This window comes from Sporosarcina sp. 6E9 (genome assembly GCF_017921835.1).
GTDB lineage: Bacteria > Bacillota > Bacilli > Bacillales_A > Planococcaceae > Sporosarcina.
Genome location: NZ_JAGEMN010000001.1, coordinates 982,700 through 997,294, shown reverse-complemented (window position 1 = coordinate 997,294; position 14,595 = coordinate 982,700). Strand labels below are relative to the sequence as shown.

The window sequence follows — 14,595 nt, the reverse complement described above, 5'->3', positions numbered from 1 at the left end:
CATATTTATTTTTATAGTCTGATGAGTGGGAGGGACAAATATGCGCGTAAACATTACACTTGCTTGCACCGAATGCGGTGAGCGCAATTATATTTCAAAGAAAAATAGACGTAACAATCCGGAACGTCTCGAAATGAAAAAATACTGCTCACGTGAAAGAAAACAAACTTTGCATCGTGAAACGAAATAATCGCTCAGGCCAAAACCGTCATTGGTTTTGGTTTTTTCATTTGAAATGGGGGTATTACAGTGAAAAAGAGTGTTTTTCGTAACGAAATGATAAAACAATTAAAATCAATGGAAATAGCATTGTATAAGCAAAAGTCTTTATATATTAAAAAGAACCTCTTAAATTCCCCGGAATTTCTTAACGCTTCAATTATAGGGATTACTATTTCTAGATTTCCTGAAGTGAATACTAGACCGATTATCGAAGCGGCTTGGGAACTAGGGAAAAAAATCGCAGTGCCTAAATGTGAAAATAAAACCAGAGAAATGGATTTCAGAATGATTACCTCTTACGATAATTTGGAAACAGTCTATTTAGACTTACAAGAACCAATTATTAAGGAAACGAGATCTATTGAGAAGGATAAAATAAATCTACAAATTGTACCAGGGGTTGTCTATGCCGATAATGGATTGCGGATTGGTTTCGGCGGAGGTTATTACGATAGATATTTGATGGATTACACAGGTGATGTGGTTTCTTTGGCATTTGAAAAACAAACTGGTCAAACAATCCCGTTTGAGGAACATGACATTCCCGTGCAAAAGATCTTCACTGAAAACGGCATAGTTATTTGCGTGAAAGGTGAGAATAATCATTGAAAAATCTACTTAGTATCATTCACTTGCTTAAAAGGTTTGGTATTTATGTTTATACTGGAAATCGGAAAGATGATATCGATTTAATGATGTCAGAAGTCAAAGATCTTTATGACAGCGGTTTGCTTCAACAAGATGAATATTTGAAGGCTATCTTAATATTAAGAACTGAGTCAACAAACAGCCACTAAAGACCTAGATTGTTTAGACTTTAGGCTCAATCTCATCTATAAATGAAACTTTCCATCACTCTGTACGTCTATTATAGAGTGCAATCGCAACACAGTTTATTATAAACATATTCTTAAAGAACTTATATTGAAAGGAAGTTACAGGAATGAAAAATTTTAAATGGCCCAAACATTCCGTACTCATCATTGCAATAATCGCGACATGGATTACCACATATATTGGCTATAAAGCAAGCTTTAATATGAAAATTGATAATATGATGCAGGAATTCATCCTGTTGATGAATCCACTTAGCTTTTTATTATTTGTTTATGGAATCGCGCTATTCATCAAGAGTACGAAACGAAGAAATATATATATATTCACAATCAGTATGCTTACATCGATTGTGATGTTCTCCAATGCAGTCTTTTATAGATTTTTTAATGATTTTATTACCTTGCCTTTATTATTTCAAACGAGTAACTTTAATGACTTGTCTTCATCGATTACAGCCAATATGAATCTAACGGACATCTTTTTCTTCGCAGATGCCATTGTAGTCTTTTTGGCAATTCGATTGTTGCCAAAATCAGGAAAAGAAACGGCGCAAAACGGCATAGTAGCGCGCAAGCTTTATTTTATAATGGCTGCTACAATAATGATGTTGAACTTAGGTCTCGCGGAAACGCAAAGACCGCAACTGTTAACACGTACATTCGATCGGGAACTCTTAGTTAAAAACATTGGTACTTACAATTACCATATTTATGATGTTTTTATTCAATCAAAATCACATGCCCAAAGAGCACTGGCTGATGGTAGTGAATTAGTTGAAGTGGAAAACTATAGCAATGCGAATTACGCTGCACCAAATCCAGAAATGTTTGGCATTGCGAAGGATAGAAATATCATTGCTGTCTCATTGGAATCCCTTCAATCATTTGTAATAAATGAAGAAATGGATGGGCATGTAATTACACCATTTTTAAATGAATTGACAAAAGACCCTGACACATTTTATTTTTCCGACTTCTATCATCAGACTGGGTTAGGGAAAACTTCAGATTCAGAGTTTTTACTTGAGACCTCGCTTTATCCGAGAAATGGAAGTGCTGTGTTTTTCACGCATAGTGGAAATACGTATAATTCATTATCCAAACGTCTTGGAGAAAATGGTTATTTTACAAATGTAATGCACGCGAACAATTCAAGTTTTTGGAACCGTGATATTATGTATAACGCGCTGAATATTAAGAAGTTTTATGATGTTAATAGTTACACGATAAATGAAGGAGATGCCGTTAACTGGGGTATGAAAGATATCCCTTTCGTTGAGCAATCGGTAGATTTAATGACTGAAATGCCGCAACCTTTTTATTCGAGACTGATTACATTAACGAACCATTATCCATTCGTATTAGATGAAGAAGATATGTTGATCCCAAAATACGATTCAAACTCACGTACTTTGAATAATTATTTTCAATCTGTACGATATATGGATGAAGCTATAAAAATCCTTTTTGATGACTTAAAAGAAAAAGGGCTATACGATAATTCAATAATTGTCATGTATGGTGACCATTACGGAATTTCCGAAAATCATAATAAGGCAATGGGCATGTATTTAGACAAAGAAATCACATCTTTTGATAATGTTAAACTACAGAAAGTGCCGCTCTTCATTCATATTCCTGGTTCTGAAAAAGGAGAAGTTATTGATGATGTTGCTGGTCAATTAGATTTAAGACCTACATTGCTTCATTTAATGGGGATTGATACTAAAGGTGACATGCAACTAGGTGCTGATATGTTTTCACCGGATCATGAAGAGTTTGTCGTATTCAGAGATGGTCGATTTGTAACGGATAAATACGTGTACACAAATGATGTTTGTTATGATACGAATACAGGTGAAGAAGTCGAAGGACTCGAATGTGAACCCTATTCGGAACGGACTACAACTGAATTGGATTACTCAGACATGATTATTAACGGGGATTTACTAAGATTTAAAGAGGAAGAAAAAGAAAAAGATTATATGAAACCAAATGAAAACGAAATAAAATAACGGTCATTTAACTCTGCACGGTAACTTCCGTGCAGTATTTTTTTATGAGAAAGGAGAGGAAGCGTTGAAGAGATTTGCATTAGTCATCTGTATAGCCATTTTTTTAGTTGTGAGTTGTGATAATACGACTCAGACACCAGTCGAAAAAGTACTGCCGCCCGAAGAAATAGTCGAGTTAGACATTTTAAAAACTTTGGAAGTAGAAACCTCTAAATTCCATTTTGTAGTCGGTTGGTTAAATAATTTTGAGATTGCATTTGTTGAAAAAGAAGAAAACAATTATTATTTAAAAGCCTTTAATATCAATACTGGTGAAATTGTTACGTTATTCAAAGAATCGATGATAATTGTAGATGCGATCATACATCCAAATAAAGAAATGATTTTATTACATACATCTACTGACTCTACATCAGCTAACGTGAAAATGATTTCTTTGGATGGTATTGTACTAGACGAAATATCAATTGCTTCCTCAGAACTTGCGATAGAATGGAATGACTTAAATCCCGATTTAATTCTATTAACCGCGTTTCACCAGGATTGGACATATGATGTCTTTTTATATAATGGGGCAGAAAAAGAACTTAATACGTTATCTTTGGAAGACCCATTTCCGAAATGGTTGGGTTCACAAATAGTAACCGTACATATCCCTGAACATCCATTAGATGGAGGTTCACTTCATCTGTATGATTGGGCTTCAGAAACAGTTGAACCATTGCCTTACGAAGCTATAGTTCATTACGATACTTATGGAAACACCGTGCTAATTGTACAAATAAGAAACGGAAAAGCTGAATATCAAATTATCAATCGAGATGGAACGATTCTAAACACTTGGACACTTCCCGTGGTTAGTAATTATTCGGAATGGGTTTTCCCAGAATTATCATGGATTGATAATGAAACGATTATTACATTTGCGACAAATAGCGGAGGCGAACTCGATAATTTGAGCGAACCCTTTATGCTTGTGAAATTGGATTCTGGTGGACAAGTTATTCTGAATAATAATCGTAACTTAACTTCATTAAAATGTTCCCCGGATGGCGAGAAATGTTTGACGGGAAATTCGAGTGAACAGCTTATTGATACTTTGAAACAAGAGGAGTTCAATTGGTTACTGTTGAACGAGGATTGATTTTTCGAAATAAAAAAAGCATCCAATTCGTATGGAAATACGAATGTGGATGCTTTTTACTTTTTTACAGTGCAGGTGGGTATCCTTGTGTAACGATTGTAGCAATTGTAAAACCGCCGAAAACGACAAAAGCTCCAAAGTTGAACAGAACACTTAAAACGTTTCTTTCTTTGATTGCTTGTACTGTTCCAATCGCTGCAAAAATACCTACTAGGCCAAAAATAACCATCAATAAATTCATGTAAGAAGACACTCCCTTCAACATTGAAAAAAATGAATGCCGATATAGCAATACTCCTCTTCTATTGTAAGCTGAACAGCTAATTTTGTCGAGTGATATTAATTACAATTATTTGTATTCGATTTTGCATTTGCTTAGACTAGATTAGAAGGAGGAGAATACATTGTATAAAATAACTACATATCCACTAGGTCCCATCCAAACAAATTGCTATATAATTCAAGATGAAATAAAAAACTGTCTAATTATCGATCCAGGTGAGGAAGGGCCGAGGTTAATCTCAGAAATTAAGAAAAATGGGCTCAACCCAATGGCAATACTTTTAACACATGGGCATTTTGATCATATCGGAGCGGTTGATGTTGTCCGTGATGAATTTAAAATACCTGTTTATATTCATGAAATTGAAAAAGATACACTCACAGATCCAGAACAAAACGGTTCAACCCGATATCCGGGATTGCCATTGGTGAGGAATAAAGAGGCAGATTTTCTACTAGATGATGAAGGTGTTAAAAATATAGGTCCCTTTACATTTGAAGTGCTTCATACACCTGGCCATTCCCCGGGAAGTGTAACATTCGTTTTCCCTGATGAGCGATTTGCGATTGTTGGAGATACCTTATTTAATCAAGGGGTGGGGCGAACGGATTTGCCTGGAGGAAATACTGAAACGCTACTGTCATCAATTCATAATAAATTATTAACGCTCGGAGATGACTTTATTATATATCCCGGACACGGTCCTCATACGACACCACGATATGAAATGGACATGAACCCATTTTTAAATGGATTTTAATTATAGTTAATTAGATGAACTCATTTAAAATTAGAGTCCAGTCAATATTGCCTTAGAAAGATTGATTGTACAAAAAAACAGCCTATATAGGCTGTTTTTTTGTAAGTATTAATTAGTGTCCGCCACCTGGTACGTGTATAAACGTTGCGTAATAGCTGAAGCCTACCATGAATACCATTAAATAACTGGCAAACATGTACATATACATACGCTCTGTTAAGTTTAAATACCCTAGAAGTAGGAAGAAAATGGTGCTAGCCACAAACAGAAGTGAAGCAGGATACATATCGCCTGCAAAAAATAGAACTGCAAATATGCCTGTCCACCAGCCCATTAACTTGAACATGTTATCCATGTGTGTGTCCCTCCTTAATTACAATACAATAAGCTCTTATTCATTATAATGGATAAGCGCTCCATATGTAAACTCATATCAATAAAAGATTGTGACGAAGCGGTGTATTTCGATGTAATTCATCTTTTGTTCCTGAATAATTCAATTTTGCCATGAAATTCCGATTGATAATTCAATATTAAGGCCAATTATCCTCTCAAAATTAAAGCTTTCCGGATAGTATTCCTTTTAATGGATTCCTATTGTATACTTTGATTTAGACGGTTAGCAGTCAACCGTCAGCCATAGAAAAATAAGAATGACGCTTCAATTCATTTTAAAGAGGGGTGTTCGATGAACAAACCAGAAAATGTTATTGAAAGAAAATGTATGCAACTTCTTGAGAATGCAATTGCCTATGAAGCAACTGATATCCATCTTGTCCCGTCTGAAGAAGGCTATACCGTATTATTTAAAAAGAATTTAAAGTTATATGAAAACAGTAAAGTTGTACATCAATTAGCGATTAGAATGATTTCTTTTTTTAAGTTTCTTTCCTCATTAGATATAACCGATAAAAGAAAACCCCAAAGTGGTTCCTTCCACAAACAGATACGAGAAGAAAATTATTCTTTTCGAGTATCAACAATTCCAGCGATTCATTTTAAGGAAAGTGTCGTCATCCGATTACAAAAGCACGATCGTATTGTTCCGATTAAACAGTTATGTATTGAAGAAGAATGGTCTAACAAATTAATACGGGCAAGTTCAAAAGAACAAGGCCTAATTTTTCTAACAGGTCCAACAGGTTCGGGGAAAACGACGACGATGTATTCGTTAACAGCGCACTGCGTAAACAATCTTAATCGTCATGTTATTACCTTAGAAGACCCGGTAGAGAATAATCATTCGCATTTACTTCAAATTCAAGTAAATGAACAATCTGGAATGACTTACTCTACTGGTTTAAAAGCGATTTTGAGACATTCTCCAGATGTCATTATGATTGGAGAAATCAGGGATAGTGAAACGGCTAAAATTGCGGTCCAAGCTGCTTTAACCGGTCATTTGGTTTTCTCCACAGTGCATTCAAAAGATCCTGCTGGTTGTTTTTATCGAATGATGGATTTTGGCATTTCAATTGAAGAGTTAAGGCAAACGGTAGTCTGTATATCAGCACAGCGACTAATTAGGCAGCATAGCGGTGACCCAGGCGTAGTATTTGAAATTGTTGAGGGCGAAATGCTAGATGATATGACAGACGCCATCTTGAAAGGAGAGCGAGTTATTTTCCCTTCTGAAAAAAGAATAGCATCAGTAGTAGAAAAATATAGTAGTCCGCAACATTATAAATGATGAAGAGTATACATGAACTCAAAAAAAAGATAAAGCTTAAGAATCCATCAGAGTTCTTATCTAGATTAGCTGTACTTTTAAGGGAAGGTTATACATTTTATGACAGCGTTAACTTATTGCTTCCGCATCATGTAGATGACTATAGGTATTTACTTGAAAAAATTGAGTCTGATTTTCGTGACGGTGAGACTGTGACGCATATTTTAAGTCGATTAGATTTTTCTTCAAGTATCTTACTCCCGGTGGTTATTGCAGAAAGAGATGGTAGATTAGCTGAAACGCTATCAAGCATGGCTGGCCGGCTAGAAAAAACAGAGGAAGCCAAAAAGAAGTTGAAAGGCCTTCTTGCATATCCAGCAGGTTTGTTCATCTTTATATCAATCTTACTGCTGGGATTCAGAAAGTTTTTTCTACCGAATATTGAATTACTTGCATCATCAAGGTCGAATGGAGACAGTGGCATTGTCCAGGCATTACCTACATTAGTCGCGAAAACGCCGGATCTCATTTTTGCGATGCTTATCTTGCTAACGTGCATTCTAGCTGGTTGTATGATTTTTTACAAAAGATTACCGCCAGCGAAAAAGATAAAGTTTTTAATAGCGATTCCTTTTCTAGGCAACCTATTTACAATGTGGAAAACACGCCTTTTTTCCAGCGAACTCGGAAGTTTATTATTATCTGGACTATCTATGCAGGATTCACTCGATGTATTGATTAACCAAAACTTAGATCCTGTACTCAGCGAGATTGCCAACGAAATAAAGAAAAGCGTTATTTATGGTGAACCATTTGATAAGGCAGTAGCAATCACAGATGGATTAACCAAACAATTTTCATCTTTTGTAGAACATGGTACAAATAGTGGTCATTTACCAAAGGAGTTAATTATTTACGGCGAGTACTTGGAAAATAAGATAAGTGAAATTTTAACAAAAGGACTCGCTATTTTGCAACCGCTTCTTTTTAGTCTAATTGCAATTTGTATTTTGGCTGCTTATATCGCATTATTACTACCGATGTACGGAATGATTGATAAAATTTGAAGGGAGCTAGTATATGAGAAGGTTAAATAACGAAGAAGGATTTACGTTAATAGAAATGTTAATCGTTCTTGCGATAATTTCAATTTTAATACTTATAGCGATTCCGAACGTTACGAAACAATCAAAGGTAATTGATGAAAAGGGATGCGAAGCATATGTGCAAATGGTTCAAGGTCAGGTAGAAGCATATAAATTGGAAAAGAAATCTTACCCGACTAATTTTGCAGAGTTAGTCACAGCAGGTTTTCTAAAAGAGGATCCTGTATGTCCGAACGGTTCAGCATTAACGCTTGCAGCGGGTAAAGTTAGTGAGAGTTCCAATTAATCCAGAATCTGGAGAGTCAGGGTTCACTTTAATTGAACTCGTATTTGTTTTATCGATAGCAATCATTTTGAGTGGAGTTATCCTTCCGGTTGGTAGTAAATGGATTCGTACAACGGTTGAAGATGATGCACTCAAGGCAATCGTTATAACGATACAAAGTTTGCAAAGTTATTCAATGGCGAACAACGCATACACACGCTTAAGATTTTCTACAACTGAAACACAAACGATGTATATCGCAGAAGCACCGGGGAAAATTGAGTTTTCCAGAAAGCTTTTACCAGAAGGAATGCGTGTATCGGGTTCTAGCGGTTTGATAGCTGTTGAATTCAACGGAAATGGAGATATTATTAACTTCGGAAAACTAACATTACTTACGAAGCAAGGGAGCAGAACAATTGTTTTTCAAATGCAGCGGGGGAGGATGATCATTAGTGAATCAAAAGGGCTTTTCTTGGCCGGAAGCAATCCTCACCCTCACAATCATAATTATCGTATTTGGTACATTACTTCCACTCGCGACACAAATGATGACAACATTGCATTACAAGAAAATTACTATGCACGCTGTTGAAACGATGTATCATGGTGCAATTTTATACAAGAGCAGCGGAAAAACCGAAGGCAAAAGGCAAAACGATGGGAACGAATTTATCTGGAGGGTTTATGATCATTCAATATGTGTCGTTTATCGTCCTGAAAAAGAGGTGACTGAAAAGTGTCTCGACTACCCATGATAAAAGCAGAAGAAGGCTATACATTCATTGAAAGTTTGTTTCAGTTAATTGTTTTCGTTACATTTGCTCATTTATTTGTATTGTTCCTTTTATGGAAAGCGCCGATTGAACAGCACTATACAAATATGTCTGATGGGGCTTGGGAATTATTCGCATTGGATTTACAAGCTTCTATAATTGATGTTAAAGAATTCAACGTACATCTGGGAGGTCGCGGAATACGATTCATAACTGATAGAGGACAAATTGATATTGGACAAAGTAATTCCGTAGTTAGAAAGATGATAGATGGGCAAGGCCATGTTCCATTTTTGACGGATGTGTATTCAGCCTACTTTACGTTGAACGCTCCGGTTTTATCTGTAACTGTGACAATGCAAGATGGGACGCGGAAGGAGCGAGATTTTGCGGTTGGCTTTAATTCAAAATGAAGAAGGCGCGGTACTAGTAACCGCGATCATTCTACTTTTTTTTGTAAGTACCTTTCTTTTCTCTATCGTTTTGTGGCATGATAGTATATATAGACATTATGATTCTTTAGAAATGTATTATGAGAAAGAAACGATTAAAATCATGAAACAGCATAAATAAGAATCGATTTCATAAAAGGGGGGCATGCAAAGTGAAAAGAGTTTATTTAGTAGGCTATATGGGTTCGGGAAAAAGCGCAATCGGAAAAAGAATAAGCTTTGCAACAAAGCTTCCATTTTATGATATGGATACTGAAATCGTAAAGAAAACGGGGCTTTCAATTCCAGAAATATTTGAGAAATACGGAGAAGACTATTTCAGGCAATTGGAAACTGAGTTTCTTCTTTCGTTTAGGGATGAATATTGTATTATAGCTACAGGCGGAGGCGTCCCCTTAAGAGAACGGAATCGCGAGATAATGAGAAAGACAGGACTTGTGTTTTTTTTAAATGCACCATTTCGAGATATTTGGCGTCGGATTGCGACTGACAAAAATCGTCCCATTGTTCAAAGGTCGACACGTAACGAACTAGAAACTATTTTTATGAATCGCAAACCGATTTATTTGCAATCTGCTCATTTTATTGTAGAAACTGAACGCAGATCATTAAGGGATATCACATCTTATATAGCTTTTCAAATCGGACGTTTGAAAGGCTCTGGATAAAAAACAGGGAATCTATTTGATTCCCTGTTTTTTATATTTAATTGGCTGAATAATTTAGACCGACAACAAATTAACCGAACGTTGTTGGATGGTTTCTTAGTTAAGTTCGTGTTTTTACCTTTTTAATATTAATGATTGCACTTACATAAATCTAATGTTAAGATATGACTTGAAAGCATAGATTTTTAATATAGTGAAAACTGAATAATTGCGAATGATTGTATGAGGAGAGAACGCTAAGGCGTCGCCGAAGGAGCAAGTAACGATTGTTATGAATCTCTCAGGCAAAAAGACTCATTCAGGACGCATCTCTGGAGAGAGTCGGCATTGACTGACCACCAACGAGGAAAGCCGCAAGGTCAAACTTTCAGGTACATGGACAGAGGTTCCCCTTACAGGGGGACCTCTGTCTTTTTTCACGAAAATTAGCGGGGAGGAATGCATGATGACTAAAACATTGAAGAAAACCGTACTTTATGATCGATACAAAGATTATGGCGGTAAAACAATTGATTTTGGTGGCTGGGATTTACCTGTACAGTTTTCTAGCATTAAAGCTGAACACGAAGCTGTTCGAACCAAAGCTGGACTATTTGATGTTTCTCATATGGGTGAAGTCCTAGTAACCGGAGATGGGGCACTTTCATATTTGCAAAAAATGATGACAAATGATGTCTCAAGATTGCAAGTTGGTCAAGCCCAATATACGGCAATGTGTTACGAGGACGGCGGGACCGTTGATGACCTTCTCATTTATAAACGTGATGAAGGAAATTATTTGCTCGTAGTCAATGCATCTAACCTTGAAAAAGACCTTGAGTGGATGAATAGGCATAAAACTTCGGAAGTTGAAATTGAAGATAAATCTGACGATTATGCATTATTAGCTCTACAAGGACCTTTAGCTGAAAAAACACTTCAAAAATTAACATCTCTACCATTAAAGGAATTAAAGTTTTTCCGTTTCCAAGAAAATGTCCAAATATGCGGTCAAAACGTTCTTATTTCCAGAACAGGCTACACTGGCGAAGACGGCTTTGAACTTTATGCATCTCCCGAATCAATCGTTGTTCTTTGGGAAGCGATTTTGAAGGCAGGGGAAAGCGATGGCGTAGTTCCAGCAGGTCTTGGTGCCCGTGATACGCTTCGCTTCGAGTCGGGTCTACCGCTATACGGACAAGAGTTGTCCCAAGATATATCACCATTGGAAGCTGGACTTAGTTTTGTCGTAAAACTAAATAAAGAAGAAGATTTTATCGGTAAACAGGCATTAGCTGGGCAAAAAGAAAATGGCATTCCACGAAAACTTGTCGGACTTGAAATGATCGACAAGGGGATTCCGCGTACTGGTTATAAAGTTTTTCTGAATGAAGAAGAAATCGGCGAAGTAACAACCGGAACACAATCGCCGACATTAAATAAAAATATTGGTTTTGCACTCCTGAAATCTGAACATGCTACAGCCGGAACTGAAGTGATTGTTCAGGTAAGAAAAAGAATGTTAACAGCAGTAATTATCTCTACGCCATTTTATAAACGTTAAACAACATTTAATAAAAAAGGGGACTAATGAACATGAAGCATCGCTTTATTCCAATGACGACAGCTGACCGCGAAGAAATGTTAGATGTAATCGGTGTCGCTACTGTTGATGAATTATTTGAGGCTATTCCAGAAGAAGTTCGTTTTAAAGGCGAGTACAACATAAAGCAGGCAAAATCGGAGTCTTCTTTAACGAAGGAACTCTCAAAACTTGCTGCTAAAAACGCAGATTCGCAAAGATATGCATCATTCTTAGGTGCTGGAGTTTATGATCATTATAAGCCGATTATTGTTGATCACGTGATTTCTCGTTCTGAGTTTTATACGGCTTACACACCTTATCAACCGGAAATATCTCAAGGTGAACTACAAGCGATTTTTGAATTCCAAACAATGATTTGTGAATTAACGGGAATGGAAATTGCGAATTCTTCCATGTATGACGGTGGAACTGCACTTGCGGAAGCTGGAACATTGGCAGCAGGTCATACTCGTAAGAAAAAAATACTCGTTTCTGAAACCGTTCATCCAGAGTCACGTGATGTTGTTTTAACGTATGCCAAAGGGCAATCTATTGAGGTGGTAACAGTTCCTCAAAAAAATGGTGTCACGGACATGGAGAAACTTGAGGAAATGCTAGACGAAAATACGGCGGCAGTTCTTGTTCAATATCCGAACTTTTTTGGACAAATTGAAGATATAGAAAAAATTGGTGAACTCACGCATGCATCAAAAGGTTTGTTTGTCGTATCATCAAATCCACTTGCACTCGGGGTGCTGACACCACCCGGAAAATTAGGTGCGGATATTACCGTCGGCGATGCACAACCATTTGGAATTCCGGAATCATTCGGTGGTCCGCACTGTGGCTACTTTGCAGTGACAAAAAAACTCATGCGTAAATTACCAGGTCGTCTTGTTGGGGAAACAGTTGATGAAGACGGGAAACGCGGTTATGTACTTACTCTTCAAGCGAGAGAACAGCATATTCGACGCGATAAAGCAACGTCTAATATTTGTTCGAACCAAGCACTAAATGCACTTGCCGCATCTGTCGCAATGACAGCATTAGGAAAAGTTGGCGCTCAGGAAATCGCGTATCAAAATATCGTAAAAACTCGCTATGCAAAAGAAGCATTCGAAAAAGCAGGTTTTGATGTAAAGTTCGACGGCGCTCATTTTAACGAGATTGTCGTTAATGTTAAAAAGCCCGTTAAAGAAGTTAATCAATATCTATTCAAGAACGACATTATCGGCGGATATGATCTTGGTTTGAAATTTGGAAAACTTAAAAATCATGCTTTGATTGCAATTACTGAACAACGCACAAAAGAAGAAATCGATGCACTCGTCCAGCATACAGCTGCTATTGTGCAGGAAACGGAGGCCCTCAATGCGTAACGAAGATCAATCATTAATTTTTGAAATAACAAAAGAAGGTCGAATTGGCTATAGCCTACCAGAACTTGATGTACCGGAACTTGATCTTGCTGACCTATTACCGGCTGGTTATCACCGTGAAGAAGCAGCAGAGCTACCTGAAGTGTCGGAACTCGATATTATGCGTCATTACACGGCGCTTTCAAAACGAAATCATGGTATTGACTCTGGATTCTATCCATTAGGTTCTTGTACGATGAAATATAACCCAAAAATAAATGAATCCGTTGCTCGTTACCCAGGATTCGCTAATATTCATCCGCTACAAGATGAATCGACAGTTCAAGGAGCAATGGAATTAATGTATGATCTTCAAGAGCATTTAGTAGAGATTACAGGCATGGATGAAATTACGCTTCAACCGGCGGCAGGCGCTCATGGGGAATGGACAGCGTTGATGATGATTCGCGCTTTCCATGAAGCAAATGGCGACTTCCAACGTACTAAAGTAATCGTTCCAGACTCTGCGCATGGTACAAACCCGGCATCAGCAACAGTAGCAGGATATGATACGATTACGGTTAAATCCGACGAGAGAGGCCTTGTTGACCTAGAGGATTTGAAGCGCGTTGTCGGTGATGATACTGCTGCATTGATGCTAACAAATCCAAATACATTAGGGCTTTTTGAAAAAGATATCGTTAAAATGGCAGAAATTGTTCACGGCGTAGGCGGAAAGTTATATTATGACGGTGCGAATTTAAACGCTGTTATGTCGAAAGCACGTCCAGGAGATATGGGCTTTGATGCTGTTCACTTGAATTTGCATAAAACATTTACAGGCCCTCATGGCGGTGGCGGTCCGGGTTCTGGCCCAGTTGGCGTTCATAAGGATTTAATCCCTTATTTACCGGCACCGGTTCTTGTGAAAAAAGATGATAAATTTACATTCGACTACGACCGTCCAGCAGCTATTGGTCGAGTCAAACCTTTTTATGGAAACTTCGGTATTAACGTTCGTGCGTACACATACATCCGTTCAATGGGCCCAGATGGCTTGAAGGCTGTTACTGAAAATGCAGTCCTCAACGCGAACTATATGATGCGCAGGTTAGAATCTTATTACGATCTTCCTTATACGCAACATTGTAAGCACGAATTTGTTCTATCAGGACGGAGACAGAAGAAATTGGGCGTTCGAACACTAGATATCGCGAAAAGATTGCTTGATTTCGGGTATCATCCACCGACAATCTACTTCCCGCTTAACGTAGAAGAAGGAATGATGATTGAACCTACAGAAACCGAATCGAAAGAAACGCTTGATTCATTTATTGAGGCGATGATCCAAATTGCAAAAGAAGTCGAAGATGATCCAGAAATTGTTCAAACAGCACCGCATACGACTGTCATTAAACGTCTTGATGAAACTCGAGCAGCGCGTCAGCCTGTATTGCGATATACAAAAGAGTAAAAT

At 37.4% G+C, this 14,595-nt stretch carries 18 protein-coding genes and 2 riboswitches; of the genes, 16 read left to right on the top strand and 2 right to left on the bottom strand.

Going from position 1 to position 14,595, the window contains the following annotated elements; genetic code table 11:
* Nucleotides 1–40: 40 nt before the first annotated feature.
* From rpmG to J4G36_RS05175, 5 genes are all read left to right on the top strand, one after another.
* The gene (gene rpmG, locus J4G36_RS05195) at nucleotides 41–190 is read left to right on the top strand and encodes a 50S ribosomal protein L33 (RefSeq protein ID WP_075528000.1); all 150 of its coding nucleotides are present in this window, start codon (nucleotides 41–43) and stop codon (nucleotides 188–190) included.
* A 59-nt stretch (nucleotides 191–249) separates the two neighbouring features.
* Entirely contained in the window at nucleotides 250–831 is a 582-nt protein-coding gene (locus J4G36_RS05190) for a 5-formyltetrahydrofolate cyclo-ligase (protein ID WP_210468991.1), read from the top strand.
* Entirely contained in the window at nucleotides 828–1,019 is a 192-nt protein-coding gene (locus J4G36_RS05185; protein ID WP_210468990.1) for a YqgQ family protein, read from the top strand. Before J4G36_RS05190 ends, J4G36_RS05185 begins: the two co-directional genes overlap by 4 nt.
* Nucleotides 1,020–1,165: 146 nt before the next feature.
* A complete protein-coding gene (locus tag J4G36_RS05180) occupies nucleotides 1,166–3,073 on the top strand; it encodes an LTA synthase family protein (protein WP_210468989.1) in 1,908 nt (635 codons plus the stop codon).
* Nucleotides 3,074–3,137: 64 nt separating this feature from the next.
* Nucleotides 3,138–4,217: a YqgU-like beta propeller domain-containing protein gene (locus tag J4G36_RS05175; protein WP_210468988.1), complete on the top strand. Its 1,080-nt coding sequence runs from the start codon at nucleotides 3,138–3,140 to the stop codon at nucleotides 4,215–4,217.
* Nucleotides 4,218–4,281: 64 nt separating this feature from the next.
* Here the strand turns inward: J4G36_RS05175 and J4G36_RS05170 are convergent, their stop codons facing one another.
* Nucleotides 4,282–4,458, bottom strand: a complete 177-nt coding sequence (locus tag J4G36_RS05170) for a DUF2759 domain-containing protein (protein WP_172369255.1) — start codon at nucleotides 4,456–4,458, stop codon at nucleotides 4,282–4,284.
* A 163-nt stretch (nucleotides 4,459–4,621) separates the two neighbouring features.
* Between J4G36_RS05170 and J4G36_RS05165 the strand changes: the two genes are divergently transcribed.
* On the top strand, nucleotides 4,622–5,260 hold the full coding sequence (locus J4G36_RS05165) for an MBL fold metallo-hydrolase (protein WP_210468987.1): 639 nt from the start codon (nucleotides 4,622–4,624) through the stop codon (nucleotides 5,258–5,260).
* Nucleotides 5,261–5,372: 112 nt separating this feature from the next.
* Here J4G36_RS05165 and J4G36_RS05160 read toward each other — a convergent pair whose 3' ends face one another.
* Nucleotides 5,373–5,615, bottom strand: a complete 243-nt coding sequence (locus J4G36_RS05160; protein WP_172369253.1) for a DUF2626 family protein — start codon at nucleotides 5,613–5,615, stop codon at nucleotides 5,373–5,375.
* Between the two features lie 333 nt (nucleotides 5,616–5,948).
* Between J4G36_RS05160 and comGA the strand changes: the two genes are divergently transcribed.
* The 10 genes from comGA (at nucleotide 5,949) to gcvPB (ending at nucleotide 14,592) form a co-directional block, all read left to right on the top strand.
* A complete protein-coding gene (gene comGA / locus J4G36_RS05155; protein WP_210468986.1) occupies nucleotides 5,949–6,950 on the top strand; it encodes a competence type IV pilus ATPase ComGA in 1,002 nt (333 codons plus the stop codon).
* On the top strand, nucleotides 6,947–7,996 hold the full coding sequence (gene comGB / locus J4G36_RS05150; protein ID WP_210468985.1) for a competence type IV pilus assembly protein ComGB: 1,050 nt from the start codon (nucleotides 6,947–6,949) through the stop codon (nucleotides 7,994–7,996). Before comGA ends, comGB begins: the two co-directional genes overlap by 4 nt.
* 13 nt (nucleotides 7,997–8,009) lie before the next feature.
* Nucleotides 8,010–8,321: a competence type IV pilus major pilin ComGC gene (comGC, locus tag J4G36_RS05145; RefSeq protein WP_210468984.1), complete on the top strand. Its 312-nt coding sequence runs from the start codon at nucleotides 8,010–8,012 to the stop codon at nucleotides 8,319–8,321.
* Entirely contained in the window at nucleotides 8,305–8,895 is a 591-nt protein-coding gene (locus tag J4G36_RS05140) for a type II secretion system protein (RefSeq protein ID WP_210468983.1), read from the top strand. Before comGC ends, J4G36_RS05140 begins: the two co-directional genes overlap by 17 nt.
* 11 nt (nucleotides 8,896–8,906) lie before the next feature.
* A complete protein-coding gene (locus J4G36_RS18690) occupies nucleotides 8,907–9,032 on the top strand; it encodes a hypothetical protein (protein WP_256439552.1) in 126 nt (41 codons plus the stop codon).
* Between the two features lie 22 nt (nucleotides 9,033–9,054).
* Nucleotides 9,055–9,489, top strand: coding sequence for a competence type IV pilus minor pilin ComGF (gene comGF / locus J4G36_RS05135; protein ID WP_210468982.1), 435 nt, complete (start codon nucleotides 9,055–9,057; stop codon nucleotides 9,487–9,489).
* A gap of 191 nt (nucleotides 9,490–9,680) precedes the next feature.
* On the top strand, nucleotides 9,681–10,196 hold the full coding sequence (locus tag J4G36_RS05130) for a shikimate kinase (RefSeq protein ID WP_210468981.1): 516 nt from the start codon (nucleotides 9,681–9,683) through the stop codon (nucleotides 10,194–10,196).
* 214 nt (nucleotides 10,197–10,410) lie between these two features.
* Nucleotides 10,411–10,502: riboswitch (glycine riboswitch) on the top strand.
* A gap of 1 nt (nucleotide 10,503) precedes the next feature.
* Nucleotides 10,504–10,583, top strand: a riboswitch (glycine riboswitch).
* A 58-nt stretch (nucleotides 10,584–10,641) separates the two neighbouring features.
* On the top strand, nucleotides 10,642–11,739 hold the full coding sequence (gcvT, locus tag J4G36_RS05125) for a glycine cleavage system aminomethyltransferase GcvT (protein ID WP_210468980.1): 1,098 nt from the start codon (nucleotides 10,642–10,644) through the stop codon (nucleotides 11,737–11,739).
* A 32-nt stretch (nucleotides 11,740–11,771) separates the two neighbouring features.
* On the top strand, nucleotides 11,772–13,139 hold the full coding sequence (gene gcvPA / locus J4G36_RS05120) for an aminomethyl-transferring glycine dehydrogenase subunit GcvPA (RefSeq protein ID WP_210468979.1): 1,368 nt from the start codon (nucleotides 11,772–11,774) through the stop codon (nucleotides 13,137–13,139).
* Nucleotides 13,132–14,592 carry an aminomethyl-transferring glycine dehydrogenase subunit GcvPB gene (gene gcvPB, locus J4G36_RS05115; protein ID WP_210468978.1) on the top strand — a complete coding sequence of 487 codons (1,461 nt, stop codon included), beginning with the start codon at nucleotides 13,132–13,134 and terminating at the stop codon, nucleotides 14,590–14,592. The genes gcvPA and gcvPB overlap by 8 nt, the downstream gene beginning before the upstream one ends.
* Nucleotides 14,593–14,595: the final 3 nt, after the last annotated feature.

Excerpts from the sequence above, each read along its gene's own strand:
- gcvPA (WP_210468979.1), top strand. The coding sequence starts at position 11,772 with ATGAAGCATCGCTTTATTCCAATGACGACAGCTGACCGCGAAGAAATG.
- gcvT (WP_210468980.1), top strand. The coding sequence starts at position 10,642 with ATGACTAAAACATTGAAGAAAACCGTACTTTATGATCGATACAAAGAT.
- comGA (WP_210468986.1), top strand. The coding sequence starts at position 5,949 with ATGAACAAACCAGAAAATGTTATTGAAAGAAAATGTATGCAACTTCTT.
- J4G36_RS05160 (WP_172369253.1), bottom strand. The coding sequence starts at position 5,615 with ATGGATAACATGTTCAAGTTAATGGGCTGGTGGACAGGCATATTTGCA.
- J4G36_RS18690 (WP_256439552.1), top strand. The coding sequence starts at position 8,907 with ATGGTGCAATTTTATACAAGAGCAGCGGAAAAACCGAAGGCAAAAGGC.
- J4G36_RS05180 (WP_210468989.1), top strand. The coding sequence starts at position 1,166 with ATGAAAAATTTTAAATGGCCCAAACATTCCGTACTCATCATTGCAATA.
- rpmG (WP_075528000.1), top strand. The coding sequence starts at position 41 with ATGCGCGTAAACATTACACTTGCTTGCACCGAATGCGGTGAGCGCAAT.
- comGF (WP_210468982.1), top strand. The coding sequence starts at position 9,055 with ATGATAAAAGCAGAAGAAGGCTATACATTCATTGAAAGTTTGTTTCAG.
- gcvPB (WP_210468978.1), top strand. The coding sequence starts at position 13,132 with ATGCGTAACGAAGATCAATCATTAATTTTTGAAATAACAAAAGAAGGT.
- comGB (WP_210468985.1), top strand. The coding sequence starts at position 6,947 with ATGATGAAGAGTATACATGAACTCAAAAAAAAGATAAAGCTTAAGAAT.
- J4G36_RS05170 (WP_172369255.1), bottom strand. The coding sequence starts at position 4,458 with ATGAATTTATTGATGGTTATTTTTGGCCTAGTAGGTATTTTTGCAGCG.
- comGC (WP_210468984.1), top strand. The coding sequence starts at position 8,010 with ATGAGAAGGTTAAATAACGAAGAAGGATTTACGTTAATAGAAATGTTA.